Annotated in this window: 17 protein-coding genes; 1 reads left to right on the top strand and 16 read right to left on the bottom strand. The window is 46.1% G+C overall.

Annotated elements, in window-relative coordinates:
* Window positions 1–64: 64 nt before the first annotated feature.
* The 16 genes from BLR50_RS03295 to BLR50_RS03370 form a co-directional block, all read right to left on the bottom strand.
* Window positions 65–2434 (bottom strand): homocysteine S-methyltransferase family protein, encoded by a 2370-nt coding sequence (locus BLR50_RS03295; protein WP_092638545.1) that lies wholly within the window; start codon window positions 2432–2434, stop codon window positions 65–67.
* Entirely contained in the window at window positions 2424–3125 is a 702-nt protein-coding gene (locus BLR50_RS03300; RefSeq protein WP_092638547.1) for a hypothetical protein, read from the bottom strand. The genes BLR50_RS03295 and BLR50_RS03300 overlap by 11 nt, the downstream gene beginning before the upstream one ends.
* A gap of 14 nt (window positions 3126–3139) precedes the next feature.
* On the bottom strand, window positions 3140–4012 hold the full coding sequence (metF, locus tag BLR50_RS03305) for a methylenetetrahydrofolate reductase [NAD(P)H] (RefSeq protein WP_092638549.1): 873 nt from the start codon (window positions 4010–4012) through the stop codon (window positions 3140–3142).
* 97 nt (window positions 4013–4109) lie between these two features.
* Window positions 4110–5300 (bottom strand): LL-diaminopimelate aminotransferase, encoded by a 1191-nt coding sequence (locus tag BLR50_RS03310; RefSeq protein ID WP_092638650.1) that lies wholly within the window; start codon window positions 5298–5300, stop codon window positions 4110–4112.
* A gap of 214 nt (window positions 5301–5514) precedes the next feature.
* On the bottom strand, window positions 5515–6354 hold the full coding sequence (gene dapF / locus BLR50_RS03315; protein ID WP_479714955.1) for a diaminopimelate epimerase: 840 nt from the start codon (window positions 6352–6354) through the stop codon (window positions 5515–5517).
* A gap of 244 nt (window positions 6355–6598) precedes the next feature.
* Window positions 6599–7627 carry an NAD(P)H-dependent glycerol-3-phosphate dehydrogenase gene (locus tag BLR50_RS03320; RefSeq protein ID WP_092638652.1) on the bottom strand — a complete coding sequence of 343 codons (1029 nt, stop codon included), beginning with the start codon at window positions 7625–7627 and terminating at the stop codon, window positions 6599–6601.
* Between the two features lie 17 nt (window positions 7628–7644).
* Window positions 7645–8295 (bottom strand): glycerol-3-phosphate 1-O-acyltransferase PlsY, encoded by a 651-nt coding sequence (gene plsY / locus BLR50_RS03325; protein WP_092638553.1) that lies wholly within the window; start codon window positions 8293–8295, stop codon window positions 7645–7647.
* A 36-nt stretch (window positions 8296–8331) separates the two neighbouring features.
* Window positions 8332–9663 (bottom strand): ribosome biogenesis GTPase Der, encoded by a 1332-nt coding sequence (der, locus tag BLR50_RS03330; RefSeq protein WP_092638555.1) that lies wholly within the window; start codon window positions 9661–9663, stop codon window positions 8332–8334.
* Window positions 9664–9780: 117 nt separating this feature from the next.
* Complete coding sequence (locus BLR50_RS03335) at window positions 9781–11085, bottom strand: DUF512 domain-containing protein (protein WP_092638557.1); 1305 nt, start codon at window positions 11083–11085, stop codon at window positions 9781–9783.
* A 108-nt stretch (window positions 11086–11193) separates the two neighbouring features.
* Window positions 11194–11376 (bottom strand): 50S ribosomal protein L32, encoded by a 183-nt coding sequence (rpmF, locus tag BLR50_RS03340; RefSeq protein ID WP_092638558.1) that lies wholly within the window; start codon window positions 11374–11376, stop codon window positions 11194–11196.
* Between the two features lie 39 nt (window positions 11377–11415).
* On the bottom strand, window positions 11416–11910 hold the full coding sequence (locus tag BLR50_RS03345; RefSeq protein WP_092638559.1) for a YceD family protein: 495 nt from the start codon (window positions 11908–11910) through the stop codon (window positions 11416–11418).
* A gap of 106 nt (window positions 11911–12016) precedes the next feature.
* Entirely contained in the window at window positions 12017–14071 is a 2055-nt protein-coding gene (locus tag BLR50_RS03350) for a M13 family metallopeptidase (RefSeq protein WP_092638561.1), read from the bottom strand.
* 177 nt (window positions 14072–14248) lie between these two features.
* The gene (locus BLR50_RS03355; RefSeq protein ID WP_092638562.1) at window positions 14249–14656 is read right to left on the bottom strand and encodes a hypothetical protein; all 408 of its coding nucleotides are present in this window, start codon (window positions 14654–14656) and stop codon (window positions 14249–14251) included.
* A 53-nt stretch (window positions 14657–14709) separates the two neighbouring features.
* A complete protein-coding gene (locus BLR50_RS03360) occupies window positions 14710–16050 on the bottom strand; it encodes a glucose-6-phosphate isomerase (RefSeq protein WP_092638564.1) in 1341 nt (446 codons plus the stop codon).
* A 223-nt stretch (window positions 16051–16273) separates the two neighbouring features.
* Window positions 16274–17443, bottom strand: coding sequence for a D-alanyl-D-alanine carboxypeptidase family protein (locus tag BLR50_RS03365; RefSeq protein ID WP_242871680.1), 1170 nt, complete (start codon window positions 17441–17443; stop codon window positions 16274–16276).
* Between the two features lie 163 nt (window positions 17444–17606).
* Window positions 17607–17837, bottom strand: coding sequence for an HPr family phosphocarrier protein (locus BLR50_RS03370; RefSeq protein WP_092638566.1), 231 nt, complete (start codon window positions 17835–17837; stop codon window positions 17607–17609).
* A gap of 317 nt (window positions 17838–18154) precedes the next feature.
* Here BLR50_RS03370 and mtaB point away from each other — a divergent pair, with 317 nt between their 5' ends.
* Entirely contained in the window at window positions 18155–19441 is a 1287-nt protein-coding gene (gene mtaB, locus BLR50_RS03375) for a tRNA (N(6)-L-threonylcarbamoyladenosine(37)-C(2))-methylthiotransferase MtaB (protein WP_092638568.1), read from the top strand.
* Window positions 19442–19450: the final 9 nt, after the last annotated feature.

A 19450-nucleotide genomic window follows, 5' to 3' on the forward strand; every position in this document is an offset into this window, starting at 1 on the left:
CGTTTTATCCTAGCTTTCCTATCCTGTCACAAATGCTAAAAATGGTTGAAACTACTTCCCTTTTCTAAGCTGTAGGTTCACTATATATAGCTTTTGCCACTGTTACTGCGTCGTTTGCATCCTTGGCATAATAATCGGCACCCATCTTCGCGGCGTATTCTGGTGTAAGTACAGCACCGCCTACACATATCTTACAGCAAATATTGTGCTTATGCAATGCCTGAATGGTTTCTTCCATGCTCTTAATCGTCGTCGTCATCAGTGCGCTCAAGCCAACCATCCTGGCACCGCTCTTTTGGGCCGCCTCCACCACAGCTTGAGGCGCTACATCCCGCCCCAAGTCGATAATCCTGTAGCCGTAGTTTTCAAGAATCACCTTCACGATATTCTTTCCTATATCGTGAATATCACCCTTTACCGTAGCCAAAACGATGGTCTTATCGTTCTCCTGCTGAGATTTGGGCATAGCGGCATTTACTACCTCAAAGGCGTATTTTGCCGTCTCGGCCGCCTGAATCAGCTGCGGCAGATATATTTTGCCCGCCTCATATTCCTTTCCTACCTCGTCCAGTGCGGGGATAAGATAACTATTTACAACCTCCATCGGCTCATTGCTCTTTAAGAGTCTGCGGGCCTCTTCCCTGCACTGCTCCTTGAGCCCTTTCTTAATGCAGCTGCCAATGCTTAGCTGCTCTATACTCTGCTGTGAAGGCTTAGCCTCGGCTGTGTTCGCAAAGCGCTCTACATAGAGCTCGCTGTTAATATCCTGCGCAGTGAGCACATTAAAAGCATAAATAACATCCATTATTGCCGGAATATTGGGGTTGACGATAGGTAAATCCAGCCCGTTTTGCAGGGCCATCGTCAGGAAGGTTTTGTTAATAAGCTCCCGCTCCGGCAGCCCAAACGAGATGTTGGATACGCCAAGCAGTGTTTTAACCCCCAGCTTTTCCTTTACCAATCTCAGCGCTTCCAGCGTTTGTGCTGCGTTTTGCTGCTGCGCGCTCACAGTAAGAGTTAGGCAATCTATAAACACATCCCTGCGGGGGATTCCGTAATATTCAGCCCGGCTGACAATCTTTTGCGCAATCTCATAACGCTGCTGTGCGTTTTCAGGAATACCGCGTTCATCGAGTGTAAGCCCAACCACCGCGGCACCATATTTCCTCACAATCGGCAGAATCGTATCCAGCACCTTTTCATCACCGTTTACCGAGTTTACAATTGCCTTGCCGTTATAGACGCGAAGTGCCGCCTCTATCGCCATCGGATCACTGGAATCAATCTGAAGAGGAATATCTGTCACCGCCTGTATGGCTTTGACTACTGTGACCAGCATTTCTTTTTCATCTATATCAGGGATGCCAACATTAACGTCAAGTATATCGGCTCCGGCCTCTACCTGCTCTACGGCCTGTTTAACGATATATCCGATGTTACGATCAATAAGTGCCTGCCTAAACAGCTTTTTCCCCGTTGGGTTTACTCGCTCTCCCACAACACATACACGGTTGATTTCAGTAACCCGGGAGGCTGAGCACACCGCGCACGGTTTAACCGGGCAGCGCTTAACCGGTTTCAAACCTTCAACGGTCTTCTTAACAGCAGCAATATACTGCGTATTGGTTCCACAGCAGCCACCTACAATATTGACCCCTAATTTAACGAATTCAGCGATTGCTTTTGCAAATTCCGTGGGCTGAACGGCATAATAAGTTCCGTCGGGCGAAGGCAGCCCTGCATTGGGCTTTACCACAACAGGCAGGTTGGTGTATTTTATAAGCTCCCTAACAATCGGCAGTATTTCCTGCGGGCCCAAGGAGCAGTTAATGCCGATGGCATCGGCTCCTAATCCCCCTAGCGTCAGCGCCATGGCGCGGTAATCACTGCCTGCGAAGGTACGCATATTCTGTTCAAAACTCATGGTGCAGAATATCGGTAAGCTGCTGTTCTCCTTTGCAGCCAATAAAGCCGCCTTGCACTCATAAAGGTCGGTCATAGTTTCAATAACAATCAGGTCAGCACCAGCCTGTACGCCGCAGCGGATCTGGCCTGAAAACTGCTCAAAGGCCTCCTCAAAGGTAAGCTGCCCCATCGGTTCCATCAGTTCACCCAAAGGACCGATATCCAGTGCAACATAAGCGTTATACTTTTGTGCTTCCGCTTTAGCTGCAGCTATTCCCGCAACAATTAACTCTTCATAAGAATACCCTGATAAAGCGGCCTTCTTCTTACTGGCACCAAAGGTGTTGGCATAGATGATATTACTGCCGCTTTCAAGGTAGCCGCGATGAATCTGCCGCACAACCTCGGGGTGAGTGATATTATAGGTTTCGGGGAATTCTCCGGTTGGCAGCCCCATGCTCTGCAGCATGGTTCCCATGGCGCCGTCCAATATCAGTATCTCATTTTGAATACGTTCCTTAAGCCCCACAGGTAGCACCCCCTTGTTTGAATCTGCAGGTTGCAACATTGGTACAGGTCTCACAGCCACGTTTACTATTTTTAATATCCTTGTCGATGATACCCATCAGCGCCGTAACAGATTTTAATGGGGTAAGCAGATGAGTTGTTGTTTCATATAAACCCATCCTGCGACCGGTGTTAAGCAGCGGCAATAGCTTGGTGTGTATATCCAGTGGAAAATCACCATATCCCGGGCTGAAACGCCAGGTAAGCGTTTCCGAGGCACTGCACGCTTGAACCTCCGCAGCTGCGGTAATCCTATCACAATAATCCTCTATCATAGCATTGGCACATGCATCTAGAATTAACGCCCTATGTGGCTCTGAAATCTGCATATAACGTATCAGCTTATCCACTCCGCTACCCAAGGTTGCGGCCATTACCAAGCACCGTTTAGAGTGTGCCAGGTGATTGTTGATGGATTGCCCTGCAAGTACTACCCCGCTTTGCTCGAGCGCAAGGCCCGTTTCTAAGCACAATAAAGAAAACTCAGCACAAACATAATGTGGAGATACAGTTTCTTTTAACAGCTGTTTGCATTCACTAATCTCTGCCGTCAGGGCTTTATCAGGTTCCACACCCCGATACCCTAAATACCGCACAACCTCTTGAAACGGTACATCCGGTATAAAAGCATTTTCTTGAAGCAGTAACTTCATTACGTGCGCTCCTATTACTGATTACTGGTTTGCAATATTGATGATATATTGGTAGAAATCCGTTGGGCCACATATGGAAGGTTCATGGTATACAAGTGAATTCCTCTAACTCCGCTCGCTATAAGGTCAACAATTTGTTCGGTTGCATAGGCAATACCGGCATCGCGTAAAGCCTCTGGGTTATCGCCATAGCGCGCCATAATCTTAGAAAATTTCGATGGCAGCTTTGCGCCGGTAAGCGAAACCATACGTTCAATCTGGCGCGAGTTGGTTACCGGCATTATCCCTGCCTGTATAGGTACAAATATCCCGGCCTTTTGGGTAAGCTCTAAAAAGCGATAGAAATCGTTATTGTCAAAAAACAGCTGTGAATTTAAGTGAGATACCCCCTTGTCCACCTTATCCTTTAAATGAGTAATATCCTCCTCAAGGCTGTTGCATTCAGGATGCCCCTCAGGATAGCACGCACCAACGATATTATAATCACCATGTTGTGCAATAAACTCCACTAATTCACCGGCATAGGCAAAGTCGTAACATGCCGGAATTTCCGGGTTGCGATCGCCTCTGAGCGCCAGAATATTCTCAATACCGCTTTTCTTAAAGGCTTCCAATTCGGCCAGTATCTGCTCTCTGGTAGCGTTTATACAGGTTAGGTGAGCCAAGGGTTCAATATGGTACTTGCCTTTGATTAAGGTTGCTATCTCGCAGGTTTTGCCGCTTCCCGCCCCACCCGCGCCGTAAGTGACACTGATGTAATCGGGGTGCAGCCCTTTTAGGGCATCCAATGTATTATAAACCGTTTCTATAGAGGAGGTTTTCTTCGGTGGGAATATCTCAAATGAGAATACGACCTTCTTCTCATCAAACAGCTTGCACAGCTTCATTACTAAACCACACCCCTTACGGATATTATAGTATAATTATAGGGATTATACAATAAGAATGTTGGCTGCATTTTACAACCAACATTCCTAAATGCTATTATAACTGCTTAAAACGTTCAATCGCCTCAATAGTGTTTGATCTGTCGTTAAACCCGGTCAGTCGGAACCATCCCTTACCGCATTCGCCAAATCCTTCTCCCGGGGTTCCAACTACATTACACACGGTCAACAGCTTATCAAAGAAATCCCAAGACGAAAGCCCACCGGGACACTTGAACCATACATATGGAGAACTTAACCCCGCTAAGTACTCAATACCGCAGGCATCTAAGCCCTTTTTAATGATTGCCACGTTCTCCAGATAAAACGCAATATTCTGCATCGCCTGTGCACGGCCTTCCGGCGTATAGATGGCCTCAGCACCGCGCTGTGTAATGTAGGATGTACCGTTAAACTTTGTACTCTGCCTGCGGAACCAAAGCTCGTTAGCAGAAACCTCTCCGTTTTTACCCTGTAGCTTAAGCTCCTTGGGGATAACCGCATAACCACAGCGGATACCGGTAAACCCGGCGGTTTTAGAAAAGCTGCGGAACTCGATTGCAACCTCTTTTGCACCCTCAACCTCATAAATCGAATGCGGTAAGCTTGAGTCCTGAATAAATGCCTCATAGGCTCCGTCAAACAAAATTACGGCATGATGCTTTTTTGCATAGCCTACCCATGCTAAGAGCTGTTTCTTATTCATCACAGCACCGGTTGGGTTGTTGGGTGAACAAAGGTAGATAATATCGCTTGCAAAATCCGGTGGCTCAGGAATAAAACCATTATCTGCCTTAGTAGGAACAAGAACTACCTTTCGCCCCGACATAACGTTGGTATCGATGTAAACAGGATAGGCCGGATCGGCGATTAAGACCGTGTTCTCTTCCCCAAAAATGTCACCGATATTACCCGTATCGCTTTTGGCACCGTCGCTCACAAATATCTCTTTGGTGGAGATATCCACGCCCCGTGCCTTATAATCCTGTTGTGCAATCTTTTCAAGCAGAAAATCATAGCCTTCGTACGGGCCATAGCCGTAAAAGGTCTCTTTTTTTGCCATATCGTCGGTTGCTTTATGCATAGCCTCTATTACCGCTGGAACAAGCGGCAGAGTAACATCGCCGATACCGAGGCTGATAACCTTTTTATCGGGGTTTGCTCTTTTATACTCGCTGCTGCGTCTTGCTACCTCAGCAAAAAGATAAGCCCCCTTTAATTCCTCATAATGCCGATTGCTGTATGCCATATTAACCCCCATCTCGCCGTTCTGTGGCGGTAAAAATAACTGTAAAAAAGCCTTATGCCAAGCATGTCCTTTAAATTAAAGCAATAACTAAAATAGCAAGTTTCGTACTTCAACGTAATACCCAATTAAAACTTTCTTAACTGGTATTATACTAAATTATTGCCAGACAGGCAAGAAAAAAATATAACTGCGCATTGCCCTATTCTTAGTAATACTAGATAAAAATCTCTCCGGAATATACATGTTGCGCATCCCCTGTTAAGAACACATGATTATTCTGCTCAGCCCAATCCACATGTAACGTACCGCCACGCAAGAATACGTCAACGCTTCGCGGGCACCAGCCGTTTAAGCAGCAGGCTACCGCGGCTGCACAAGCACCTGAGCCGCAGGACAATGTCTCGCCGCTGCCCCGTTCCCATACACGCATATGGATTGCATTTTGCTCGACAGCAACAAACTCCGTATTTACTCGGTCGGGGAACAGCTTATGATGTTCAAAAAGAGGACCGGTTGCTTCAAGGTTAATGGAATCGACATCCTTTACCCGAAACACCCAATGGGGGTTTCCCATAGAGAGTGCGGTAGCATACATTGTGCGCCCCCATATAGCGATAGGTTGGTTAATAAAGTTATTACCCGCTGAGAACATAGGGATATCGTTCGGACTGAAAACCGGCTCGCCCATATCTACTGTAGCTTCGCTCACCAGGCCATCAGATACTATCAATTGAAGCTGCCTTATCCCTGAAGCGGTTTCCACACTTAGATTCGTCTTTTTGATAATATCCTGATCGTAAAGGTATTTGCCTACACATCGAATTGCATTTCCGCATATCCGCCCTTCACTGCCGTCGGCATTATAGATTTTCATGCGAGCGTCAGCCTTGTCTGATTTAAGAATTAGCACCAAACCATCACCGCCGACGCCAAAATGCCGGTCTGAAAGCATAACCGCTGTTTGAGAAGGGTTTATTATTGTTTGCTGCATGCAGTTTATAAATATGTAGTCGTTGCCGGTGCCATGCATCTTACAAAACCTCAATAAAGCCACCTTCTCGTTATACTAATCACAATTATAAAAACCATACGAAATAAATTTCGTATTAAAAAACCGAGCAAAAAGCTTTGGTTTATTGATTTTCGCTAGATTTTTAGAAAGGTTTTTACGAGTAATTAGTGTTAGATTCTCATAGTATCGGATAACCTATCATATGAAAATCATTAAGAAGGTGTTATAAACATATGAAAGAAGGCATAGAACAGCTATAGCAGCCATTTTATGCCTAAAAACGATTTTAAGTATTATCTTTGCTTCCCGTGCTGTAAAGCCAGATTTCTTCGCTCTCGTGCTTTTTGGAGCGGCCCATTAAATCAAACAGCGCCTGCTTTGCGTTCTTTCCCTCATAGAGTACACGGTAAATTTCATTGATAATGGGCATCTCTATACCTACCTGCTGAGCAAGAAGATAGGCGCATTTTGCAGAACGATAACCTTCAACCGTCATACCTACCTGCTCGATGGCCTCCTCCGCGGTATGGCCTTCCCCAATCAGTATTCCTGCGCGGCGGTTTCGGGAGTGCATACTGGTACAGGTAACAATTAAGTCTCCGATACCTGAAAGGCCAGCAAAGGTTTCGGTTTTTCCGCCCAACATTACGCCCAGACGGGCCATCTCGGTAATTCCGCGTGTCATCAGCGCCGCCTTTGAATTATCCCCCAAGCCAAGACCGTCGGCAATACCGGCAGCGAGTGCAATAATATTCTTTAAAGCCCCGCCCAGTTCAACGCCTACCACATCATCGTTTACATAGATGCGTAAGGTGGGGTTCATCAGCGCGTCCTGTACAAACTCCGCCGCTGCCCGGTCACTGGAGGCAGCAACCACCGTGGTGGGTACTCCTCTGGCAACCTCTTCGGCATGAGACGGACCGGATAGTACAACGATACGATTGTTGGGCAGAAGCTCTGTCAGTACCTGAGAAAGCCGTCTGAGGTGCTGCTCCTCTAACCCCTTTGCAACATTTACGATTACCGCCTCGTGAGGAATACTGTTCTGAAAGCGCTGTGCAACCTGATTAACAACACCAGACGGCACCGCGAGCAAAATAATCTCCTTATTCAAAACACAGGTTTCATCGGTGGTTATAGCTACTTCCGGCGGAATGATAACACCTGGCAGAAGCTTTTTATTCTCGTGCTCTGTTTTTAACAGCGCAACCTCCTGATCAAACGCAGACCATAAAGTAACACTGTGCCCATATTGAGCCGCCATAACTGAAAGGGCTATTCCAAAGCCCCCCGCGCCAAGTATGGCAATATTCAACCAAAACACCCCCAAAATTAAGGATTGTTCTTCTTTTTGCTTCCGATTTTAGATTCGGTACCGTTTAGAATACGCTTAATATTCGTACGATGCATATATATCAGTAGCGCCGCTATGCATGCAGTAATAACGGTTCCCACCAAAGCAGGCTGGCCCGTAACGGTATACACCGTATAGGTAGTAATAGGGTACGCAATAGCTGCAATGATAGAGCCTACCGAAACCATGCGTGTGATAAGGATAATTAGCAGGAAGATACCTATCGTTATAATGAATATTCTATAATCCAGCACCAGCGCCATTCCGGCTGTAGTAAGCACACCCTTACCACCCTTAAAGTGAAAATACAGCGGAAAGATATGCCCCAATATCGCAAATAAGCCGGCCACATAGGCACCGTATAACGGGTTTAGCCCTAAAAGATATTCAAAAACAAGCCGACCGATAATTACCGAAATAATGCCCTTTGAAAAATCCCCCAATAACGTCAGTATGCCGGGCAGCTTGCCGAAGCTGCGGAACACGTTGGTCATTCCCGCGTTTCCGCTGCCTACCTCGCGTACATCCTTATGCGCAAGCGCTTTAGAGATGATAACGGCAAAGCTGATGCTGCCAAGCAGATAAGCCGTTGCTGCCGTCGCAACCATCAATAAAATTTCGATTGCCATTTCCTTTCACCCTTATCCTGTATACTGCCGAGTTTTTTACTGGCCGTTCCCCTCACCACGCTCGCGTACAACCATCTTCATGGGCGTACCGGTCAGACCAAAGGTTTCACGTATTTGGTTCTCCAGGTATCGCTGGTATGAGAAATGAAAAAGCTCCGCACGATTTACAAAACACACAAACATAGGGGGCTTCACTCCCGCCTGTGTAATATAGTAAATCTTCAGCCGCTTGCCTTTATCGGAAGGTGGCTGCACCCGTGCAGTAGCATAAGCCAGCACCTCGTTGAGCTTACCGGTGGATATGCGCATGGCGTTCTGCTCGTACACATGCTTAATCAGTTCAAACAGCTTATCCACCCTTTGACCGGTTTTGGCCGAGATAAACAGAAAGGGAGCATATGACATAAAGCTGAAGTCTTCTTTCAGCTTCTTTTCAAACTCATTCATCGTTTTATCGGTTTTCTCAATCGCATCCCATTTATTCACCGCAACAATGCTGGCCTTGCCCTGATCATGCGCATAGCCTGCAACCTTGGAATCCTGTTCGGTAAAGCCTTCGGTGGCATCTATCACAATGATACACACATCCGCTCTATCTACGGCCATATAGGAGCGCAGAACACTGTACTTTTCAATGTTCTCCTCCACCTTCGACTGTCTGCGAATACCCGCGGTATCAATGAAAACAAACTTGCCATACTCGTTTTCTATTACCGTATCCACCGCGTCGCGCGTGGTGCCGGGAATGTTGGACACAATAACGCGCTCTTCTCCCGCAATGCGGTTAATGAGAGAGGATTTGCCCACATTGGGTTTACCGATAACGGCTACCTTGATGTATTCGTCGGCGTAATCTTCATCCTGATAATCCTTCAAGTGTTCAAATACGGCATCCAGCAGGTCGCCGGTTCCATGGCCGTGTACTGAAGAAACGGGAATCGGGTCACCCAAACCAAGATTATAAAACTCGTAGATGTCTGCGGGTGGGCTGCCGACATTATCGCACTTGTTTACACACAGCACGATAGGCTTACCGCTTTTTAAAAGCATATTAGCCACATCGGCATCGGTGGCCGTAACGCCGGAGCGGATATCGGTAACAAAGATAATCACATCCGCGCTGTCAATCGCCAGTTGGGCCTGCCTGCGCATCTGTGAAAGAATCACATCATTGGAAAATGGCTCAATACCGCCGGTATCCACCAGCATACAGCTTTTGCTGCGCCATTCAAATTCGGCGTAGATTCTGTCGCGGGTAACACCGGGCGTATCCTCTACAATAGAGAGTCGCTGGCCAATAATCTTGTTAAACAGCGTACTTTTTCCGACATTTGGTCGGCCAACAACTGCGATGATCGGTTTTGACATTTTAATTCCTTATACTTATCACAATTATATAACCTCTAAAAAAACAAGCAAAAATCACTGGTTTTTGCATAAATTTTAGAAAGGTTTAAATAAGTGATTAGTATTATCCTTTTTAGTTTATTCTAACCCACAAATTGCCCTTAGTAAGCCAGCGCCGCCGCCCTTAACCACATGTATGGGTATTGACAATGCCTGCTCTGCCTGCTTTACGGTGATATCATCCAAAAAGCGATCCTGCTCGTAACGCAGCATTACCTCTGGCAACAGCAGTTCTTCTCCCAAATTATAACCCTTCAGCTGTTCCAGCAGGTCGCCACCGGTTACAAGCCCCGCCACCGTAATGGTGTGTCCAAAGAAGTCGTTGCGTATGGGAATCACGTTACAGGTTAAATTATGCCATTTTTCTTTTAACTCGTCAACCAATTCTACAAGGAAGGAACATGCATCCATTCCGGTTGCAATGGTTACCTTCCTTGTCTGCTCGCTGGGAGCAAGGTCTTCAAGCTCCAGCCTGAAATCCTCCCGCAGGGAGGCGATAAGCCCTACACCGTTATCCAACTGCGCAAACTCTTCATAATAGTCAGCATCCGGTATAGGAAGCTGTGCCTTGATAAAGAATTCATCTGCCGGATAGGCAAGGCGTGTTCCGTGCAGCTTCAAGAAGTTATCGGAAAATTCCTGCGCGATAGTAATTACCGCCCGTGCCGTATCAACGGTATAGGGCACGAGCTCTGGCAGGTTTTGACGGTACTTCGTAAGCCCCACTGGCACCAATGCGATACTCTCAACCCAAGGATAGTATTCAGAGAGATCGTTAAGGCTTCTTACAAGCTCTTCACCATCGTTTATTCCCGGGCAGAGCACAAGCTGGGCATTGATTTTTATGCCACCTTGTGCAAGCCGCTTAATGAACCGAAGGCTCTCACCTGCGCGCTTGTTTTTCATCATTTCTACGCGCAACAACGGATTGGTGGTATGAACCGAGATATTTACCGGGCTGATTTTCATTTTAACAATGCGCTCAACATCACTGTCAGTTAAGTTGGTAAGAGTAATATAGTTGCCAAACAAAAAAGACATGCGGGAGTCATCATCTTTAAAATAGAGGGTTTCACGCATACCCTTGGGAAGCTGGTCGACAAAGCAGAAGATACAGCGGTTTTGGCAGCTGTGCTGTTTGTCCATTAAAAAGGTGTCAAACTCCAACCCCAGTTCCTCGTATTCGCCTTTTTTAATCACGGTGGCAAGCAAGCACCCTGCGCGCAAATATTCAACTGAGAGGATACGATTTGTCATGTAAAAACGATAATCAAGTACATCATTGATCTCGTTCTCGTTAATACGTAGCAAAGTATCGCCTATGCTCAGCCCTGCCCGGAAGGCGGGGGAATGTTCTTTAACTTCTGCAATTACTACCGGCATATTATACCAGCTTTCATATGGTATTATGAGTATTTCATTAAGCTTTTATGTTATCTTTCGTATATAACAAAATAGAGAAGGTTTCCCTTCTCTATCGCGGTAAAGCTATTAAGCTTCTTTCTTAATAATCTCTTTGCCCTTGTAGTAACCGCAGTTGGGGCAAACTCTGTGAGGGAGCTTCAGCTCGCCGCACTGTGTGCATTTTGAAAAGCCAGGGGTTGCAAGCTTCCAAACATTAGAACGTCTTTTATCGCGTCTTGCTTTAGATACTCTTCTCTTTGGTACAGCCATGTTGTGCACCTCCTTATATCTTATATAACCAACCGGTTATTAATCAAGTAGCTTTTTTAAAGCCTCAAGGCGAGGGTCGCACTCTTTTCGGGAACAAGTGCAATCGGTATGATTAAGGTTATTTCCGCAGGATTGGCATAACCCTTTGCAATCATCCTTGCACAGCAACTTGGTAGGGAGGCTGAGAAGGATATCAGACCGAACAAGTTCGTCAAGATCAAGCCTGGCATTCTCAACGAGGATATACTCATCGGTATCTTCCTCATTCAGCTCACGCACTAATACATGAGTAAAATGATAAGCTTCATCGCGTGAAAACCTGTCTAAGCATCTGTCACAGTCGGCTGAAAGCACAAAGCCAGCGGTATACGCCAGATTAACTATACCGGCTCGGTTCTCTACCGCCCCCGTGATATGCACATGGGAGCCAAAAGGGCATTGTCCCCACAGCTCAATGTCGGAAAAATCAAGGCTGTAATCAATGGCAACCCGTTCATTTTCAATGTCAAAAAGCTGCTGCAGATCAATAATCATAACAATACCTCATAACGCCACGGGTTATATTATAGATTTTTCTCTAAAGTTTGTCAATACACAAAACGTATTTTGTTCAGGATTTATTCAAAAATACGTTTTGCCATCACCATATTTTTACTCGTTCCTTAGGCGACAGATACATGCCATCGCCCTTCTTGACGTTATAGGTTGTATAAAAATCATCAATATTCTTCAAAACCTCATTTACACGGTATTTATCAGGCGAGTGCACATCCGCCTTCAATGCATAGGAGGTGTACTCGGGCGTACATTTGGAACGCCACGCATTGGCATATGCTTGGAATAAAACATCCAAATCACCGTTGCCGAACTCTTTAGCCACCTCAACAATGCAGTTCATACCACCAAGATCTGCAATATTCTCCCCCAGTGTCAGCGTGCCGTTGATATACTCCCCGTCGGCAACCTCTACACTATCATACTGCTCCACCAGCGCCTGCGTCTTAGTTTGATATACCTTAAGGTCCTGCTCCGTCCACCAGTTGTTGAGATTACCATTTTCATCGTATTTCGCGCCTTCGTCATCAAACGCATGTGAAACCTCATGAGCAATAATCGAACCTATACCGCCAAGGTTTGCCTCTAGGGGAGCACTTTCATCATAAAACGGGGCCTGAAGCATTGCGGCGGGGAAAACAATCTCGTTGTTGGAAGGGTTGTAGTAGGCGTTTACCGTATGCGCTGTCATACCCCATTCTTTAGGATCCACGGGTTGATCAATCTCTGAAAGTGATTTCTTGCAGCTGAGCTTATAGGTGTTAATAATGTTCCCATAAAGGCTTCCGCCTTCCTCGTAGGTTTTGATGTCCAGCGTAGAATAGTCGTTCCATTTATCGGGGTAACCGATTTTCAGCTTCATGGTCTCCAGCTTTTTAATTGCTTTCTGCTTCGTGGTATCGCTCATCCAATCAAGCTTGTTAATTCGCTTTTCATACGTTTTAATAATCATCTCAACCATCTTAGTAACGTTCTTTTTCGTATCTTCACTGAAAAAGTCCTTTACATAGATACGACTGAGCAGTTCGCCGAGATAATCATTGACGTTGTTATACCCTTTTTCAATATCCAGTAAGCTGCCGTCAGAGCCATTAACTATATTGTTAAAAGCTATATGCAGCTTTTCAAGGTCACTGGTAAGGAAGTAATCCGTCTGCAAAAGCACCTTAGCAGTAGCATATTGTTTTAAAAGCTCCAGCTTATCCGCAGTAAACAGCTCATTGAGCTTGGTAAAGTACTGCGGGCACTGTACAATGTAGGTGCTTGCGTTACCGATACCGGTACCAATAAAGAACTTTTTGATATCAAAGGTTTTGTTTGTGGCAATTAGCTCATCAAGTGAGGTTGGGTTATAGAGCTTTTCAATTTCACGCTGTTCCTCCGCATCCCAGTAGGAGGAAGAAAGTTCTTTCTCAAAGGCGTATACGGCCTCGGCACATTTCTCGGCATCTGTTTTATACCATGGAATATTTGCAAACAGAGCCTTGAGGTATTTTTTGTATTCACTCTGTATCTTTTGTGTTTGCGTATCGGTATCCTGATAATAATCCTTCTGCGGCAGGCCGATATGCCCGGTATCAACGTAGAGCGCATTCTTACGGCTGTCATGCGCATCGGCGCTTACTCCCCACATAATAAAAGACCCGATGCCTGCATTATCCATGAGTATCAGCGCGTCCATCAACCCGTCAATCGACTTGGCGTTCTTGATGGCATTTAAAAAGGGCATGATAGGGTTTAAGCCGTCCTTATCACGGTTAGCATAATCCATAGAGGTATGATAAAAATCAGCGAGCATCTGCTCGTCACTGCCCTTTTCATAGGCTTTAGCCTTATCATCCAATTCCATAAGGATTTCGAGCAGATCGGTTGTTGTTTGCATCGAGGCTTCGGCAAAACTATCAATCGCAGGCACCCCACTGCCGATTTCAGCGGTTTTAAGCCATTTGGCGTTGACATAATCATAATAATCGTCCTGCAGGCGCAGTTCACCGCTCTTAACCTCTTCAGAAGTGACTTGTGAGAATACCTCTTTCACCGTATCCCTGAGAATAAGAGGCAGACAACCGGTAGTAAACAACGAGAGCGCGGTTAACACTGCAAGAGCGGCCAGCAGTTTCACAATGGTCTTACGCTTCACCGAATCAAACCCTTTCTATTTGCACTTTAATATGGTATCTATTATATGCATAAAAAATTATAACATTAGTAAAAAACAAATTCATGACTAAAATGTCAATTTTGCTCGTTTCTTTAATATCGCCAAAACCTAAAACAGCCGCTGCAAATCGCAGCGGCTGCCATAAAAAGAACAATCTTAGAGGTACTTCTTAACACTTTCGGGAAGCTCACAGGAATCGCAGGAAACGGTAAAGGTAATGTTTACCTCTGCGTCCTTTGTCAGTTCAACGATTTTGTCAAAGGTTGCACCCAATTCTTCAAGGTTTCTGCCACCGATTTTTAAAATACCGTCAACAAATACATCGGTAATGTCATAGTTTCCCGCAAACAGACCTGCTACAAAGCCATAAAAAGCATCATAACCGGAGATTTTATACGCATCAATATCAATCAGCCGAACCGTATGGTCAATGTCGTAGGTAAGCTTCATGCTCTTTTCAATGCAAACGATATTACCCTTGGATTCCTTGGTGGCCGTGTTAATCATTTCAATCAGGGTTTTGGTTTTTCCCGAGCCTTTGTTGCCTACAATCAGTTTTATCATAAGAATACCTCCATAAAAAATTTGCTATAACCTCACCCGCTTACGCAAGTGAATTAACCATTAATCTGAGCCTCAAGAGCAGCCTTCTCGCTCTCATAACCGGGCTTGCCGAGCAGAGCGAACATATTCTTTTTATAACTTTCAACACCGGGCTGGTCAAAGGGGTTTACACCAAGGAGATATCCCGAGATTGCACACGCCTTTTCAAAGAAGTAAACCATATATCCAAATTCATGCTCGTTGATTTCAGGAACCTCAAGCACGATATTGGGCACACCGCCGCCGGTATGGGCAAGTACCGTACCTTCAAAGGCTTTACGGTTAACAATGCTCATGTTCTGGTTTGAAAGGAAATTTAGGCCGTCAAAGTTTTCGGCATCCTCATTAATAAACAAATCCTGCTTGGGCTTTTTAATGTCTACAACCGTTTCAAACATCAGTCTTGAGCCTTCCTGTACAAACTGACCGAGAGAATGCAGATCAGTAGAGAAGGTAACCGAGGCCGGGAACAAGCCTTTGTTGTCCTTGCCCTCGCTTTCGCCGAACAGTTGCTTAAACCACTCTGACATCATGGTAAATGACGGGTCGAAGCTTACCAGCAGTTCCATCGACTTACCCTTGCGGTATAAACAGTTGCGGGCAGCAGCATATTTATAGCAGTCATTTCTATCCAAGTCACAAACCGAAAGCTCGTCCTGCGCTGCCTTGGCACCATTCATAATGGCTTCAATATCAGCGCCCGCCACCGCAATAGGCAGAAGACCTACCGCAGTAAGAACCGAGAAACGCCCTCCTACATCGTCGGGTATTACAAAGGTTTCGTAGCCTTCGCGGTTGCAAAGCTCCTTTAAGGTACCGCGTGCCGCATCGGTTGTGCAGAAGATACGCTCACGGGCGCCCTCTTTGCCGTATTTCTTTTCAATCAGCTCACGGAAGATTCTGAAAGCAAGTGCCGGCTCTGTAGTGGTGCCAGACTTCGAGATAACATTCAGCGAGATATCCTTGCCCTCACAGATAGAGAGCAGCTCGCACAGATAGGTGGGGTTGATATTGTTGCCCGCAAAATAGATTTCCGGGGTATCTTTTTTTAAGTTGTTGTAAAAAGGTGAGCGCAACAGCTCGATTGCCGCTCTGGCACCCAGATAGGACCCTCCGATGCCAATTACAATGAGCACCTGTGAGTTTTTCTGGATTCTGGCAGCCGCCCGCTTGATGCGCTCAAATTCAAATTTGTTATAATCGGTGGGGAGATTTACCCACCCCAAAAAGTCGTTGCCAAGCCCGGTTTTATTGTGCAGTTTCTCGTGAGCATCCTTAATCTGGCCTTCAAGCGCCTTGATTTCGTGTGCTCCCAAGAAGCCTTTAAGATACTTGCCGTTATATTTCATTCCCATTGCGCATACCTCCATCCTACGAGCGGTTTATTCTAGCTGCAGCCGCCCGACGTTTTAGATGTCCTATCCTTTTCCTTTATTTTCTCTATGATTCTATATTACCTTAAAAGCAACCCTTTTTCAAGTATGACGAAGAAATATTGCCAAAATGTTAAATAGATTACTGCTAAAATTTCATATATTAGTTGGGGTCTTGTGTCGACCCAATGAAATATCGGTACTTCTATTTCATGTTAAGCATATTGGCCCATAGCATCTGTAAAGCCACCCAGAAGGTAAGCTTTCCTACATACTTTACAGCGGTGAGCGGATAGGATCCAATCTCCTTGTCACCGATATACAGTACTACCCGCCCCAAGGTCTGACCGAGTGCAACCGGCGCCTGAACATCCTTTACAACCTCAACCTTATATTCTATATCCTGCTCCTGCCCTTTTTTAATAACCACCGCCGCCATCGGGTGAGATTCCACCGCAACCGTACTTTCGGTGCCGTTGACTACCTTTACGGGCTCAACGGGCTTTTCTAATGGCTTAGGCGTGTAGACCTGCCAGTTTGCAAAGCCGTAATCCAGCAGCGTTCTTGCCGAAGCAAAGCGTTCTTCGCTTGTTTTTGCACCCATTACCACCGAAATGAGCGAAAGGCCGTTGCGCTCGGCAGAAGCGCTCAAACAGTAGCCCGCAGAATCGGTAGTACCGGTTTTCAGGCCGGTGGTGCCTTCATAAAACCGCACCAGCTTGTTTGTATTAACCAGCGAGGTTTCACCTCCGCGCAGCGTATCCATCCATACGGTGGAATACTGCTTGATAAGTGGGTGGGAAAGCAGTTCTTTAGACATAATAGCAATATCACGGGCCGTTGTAACATGGCCGTCCTCATCCAAGCCGGAGGCATTTTTAAAAACGGTGTTGTTCATGCCCAGTTCCTTAGCCCGCTGGTTCATGAGCGCTACAAAGGTGTCTTCACTGCCCGAAATATTCTCGCCCAATGCAACAGAAGCGTCGTTAGCAGAAGAGATTGCGGTAGCCTTCAACAGGTCGTTTACCGACATCTGCTCCCCCACCTCCAGCCAAATCTGGCTGCCGCCCATCGAGCTTGCATGCTCTGATACCGACACCATATCCTCCAGCTTCATCTTGCCTGCGTCAATGGCCTCCATGGTGAGCAGCAGCGTCATTATCTTGGTTACCGAAGCGGGCGGCATCTGCTCGTCGGCATTCTTCTCAAACAATACCTCACCGGAAATACCGTCGATTAGTATAGCTGACGGCGCCGGAACATCCACCGGAAGCGCCTGTGGAGCATTATCGGCCATTACCGTAGGGCATACCAAAGCTGCCATGCATAGAACAGCCACCGCTGCCGCGCCCATCCGTTTTTTTATAGTAAGCATACATATACCCACCTTTACAGCGTATGATTGTCTGTTTTCTATATTTTATGCGCGCTGTGCAGCAGGATATGTTACTGTTATAGGGTTTGGCCAAAATTTGTTATACACAAAAGCGCCATGCCGCTAAGATGCAGCATGGCGCTTAATGTACGATAAAGACTACTTATTTGATGATAAACTTTGCAATGTCAGCATCAAACTCTGCACAGTTCTCGCAATGAGCCTGCAGCGCAATCGGCTTGGAAAGGTCAAGGCTGAAGATACCCATGATAGACTTTGCATCAACAGCATAACGGCCAGAAATTAAGTCAACATCAAAGTTGTACTTATTTACTACGGTAACAAAATCCTTTACGTCGTTAATGGTGTTCAGCATGATATTTACACTTTTCATTGAAACTACCTCCTATGAAAATAATAACTTATATTTTGCCTATAAATACAATATATCAGCCTGTTTATTTTAAGTCAACTGCTAATTGTATTTATACTAATAATTTATTATAATACTAATAAATAGACATTCTTTTTTGTGTAGTTTTACGTCTTGATTATGGCATTATGTCTGTATTTTTACAGACATTTTCGTTTTGTTTTTTAAGGGTAAATCTCATGTAATATACATGTAAATTTACTGTATGGTTTAAAAGCATTACTTAGGCCGGCACCAACGGGGGTTAGCAGGCCGGAAAGGCTTGGTACCCGCAGGCTATGAGAGCTTCATTTTTTACACTCGGCTGCAAGGTAAACCAGTATGAAACGCAGATATTAAAACAAATGTTTTCGGCAGAGGGCTATGATATCGTAGAGTTTGGCGAACAGGCCGAGGTTTGTGTTGTCAACTCCTGTACCGTAACCGATACTGGCGATAAGAAAACCAGACAAGCTCTGCGTCGCGCAAAACGTGAAAACCCCGGAGCCGTGGTAGCCTTATGCGGCTGCATGCCACAGGCCTTTCCCAACCTTTGTGATGAACTGCCGGAAGCACAGGTAATTACCGGCTCGTATAACCGCAAAGGGCTTTTGGATGCGGTAAAACTCAGCCTTGCAACCGGTGAGCGCGTTATTGATATAACGCCTCATCAACGCGGTGAAGGCTTTGAACGGATGCGCGCCAAGGCTTTTGACGAGCATACCCGCGCTTTTGTGAAGATTGAAGACGGCTGTGAACGCTATTGCTCGTATTGTATTATTCCTACCGCCCGCGGGCCGGTTCGCTCCAAGCCCATAGAGGAGCTTCAGACAGAACTGCGGGAGCTTGCTGCACAGGGTTTTAAAGAGGCAGTGCTGGTGGGCATTAACCTTTCCTGCTATGGCAAAGATTTGGGGCTTCGCTTACTGGATGCTGTAAAGGCTGCCGCGGCAATACCCGGAATTGAGCGCATACGCCTTGGCTCGCTGGAGCCCGAGCTGCTAACCTATGAGGATATTAAGGCACTCGCTTCTCTGCCACAGTTTTGCCCGCAGTTTCACCTTTCGCTGCAAAGCGGCTGTGATGAGACCTTAAAGCGGATGAACCGCCACTATACAGCCGCTGAATATATGAAAATTGTCAAGATGATACGTTCGGTATTTAAAAACAGCGCCATTACCACCGACATTATGGTAGGCTTTCCCGGTGAAACAGACGCAGAATTTGAAGCATCACTTGCATTTTTTAAGTCGGTAGGGTTTGCAAAGGCTCATGTTTTTGCCTACTCTCCGCGTGCGGGAACCAAGGCTGCCCTACTAAATGAGCAGGTTAAAAAAAGCATCAAGGAGCAACGAAGCCACCGCATGCTTACCGCCGCCGAGCAAGCCCGCGAGCAATTTCTTTGGTCACAGACTGGCATAATCGTTCCGGTGCTGTTTGAAACCAGTGAGAATGGCCTAAACAGCGGCTATACCATGAACTATACCCCTGTGCATGTTGCGTGCTCCGAAAACCTGCAGGGCACCATCAGGCAGGTACGGTTGACCGGAGCGGCAGAGGATGCCTGTGTTGGACAGCTGGTTTAAGAATATTGA

It is taken from the genome of Acetanaerobacterium elongatum, assembly GCF_900103835.1.
GTDB lineage: Bacteria > Bacillota > Clostridia > Oscillospirales > Ruminococcaceae > Acetanaerobacterium > Acetanaerobacterium elongatum.

Excerpts from the sequence above, each read along its gene's own strand:
- der (WP_092638555.1), bottom strand. The coding sequence starts at position 9,663 with ATGTCAAAACCGATCATCGCAGTTGTTGGCCGACCAAATGTCGGAAAA.
- mtaB (WP_092638568.1), top strand. The coding sequence starts at position 18,155 with ATGAGAGCTTCATTTTTTACACTCGGCTGCAAGGTAAACCAGTATGAA.
- BLR50_RS03300 (WP_092638547.1), bottom strand. The coding sequence starts at position 3,125 with ATGAAGTTACTGCTTCAAGAAAATGCTTTTATACCGGATGTACCGTTT.
- BLR50_RS03345 (WP_092638559.1), bottom strand. The coding sequence starts at position 11,910 with ATGATTATTGATCTGCAGCAGCTTTTTGACATTGAAAATGAACGGGTT.
- BLR50_RS03360 (WP_092638564.1), bottom strand. The coding sequence starts at position 16,050 with ATGGGAATGAAATATAACGGCAAGTATCTTAAAGGCTTCTTGGGAGCA.
- BLR50_RS03355 (WP_092638562.1), bottom strand. The coding sequence starts at position 14,656 with ATGATAAAACTGATTGTAGGCAACAAAGGCTCGGGAAAAACCAAAACC.
- plsY (WP_092638553.1), bottom strand. The coding sequence starts at position 8,295 with ATGGCAATCGAAATTTTATTGATGGTTGCGACGGCAGCAACGGCTTAT.
- rpmF (WP_092638558.1), bottom strand. The coding sequence starts at position 11,376 with ATGGCTGTACCAAAGAGAAGAGTATCTAAAGCAAGACGCGATAAAAGA.
- BLR50_RS03335 (WP_092638557.1), bottom strand. The coding sequence starts at position 11,085 with ATGCCGGTAGTAATTGCAGAAGTTAAAGAACATTCCCCCGCCTTCCGG.
- metF (WP_092638549.1), bottom strand. The coding sequence starts at position 4,012 with ATGAAGCTGTGCAAGCTGTTTGATGAGAAGAAGGTCGTATTCTCATTT.
- BLR50_RS03365 (WP_242871680.1), bottom strand. The coding sequence starts at position 17,443 with ATGCTTACTATAAAAAAACGGATGGGCGCGGCAGCGGTGGCTGTTCTA.
- BLR50_RS03370 (WP_092638566.1), bottom strand. The coding sequence starts at position 17,837 with ATGAAAAGTGTAAATATCATGCTGAACACCATTAACGACGTAAAGGAT.
- BLR50_RS03310 (WP_092638650.1), bottom strand. The coding sequence starts at position 5,300 with ATGGCATACAGCAATCGGCATTATGAGGAATTAAAGGGGGCTTATCTT.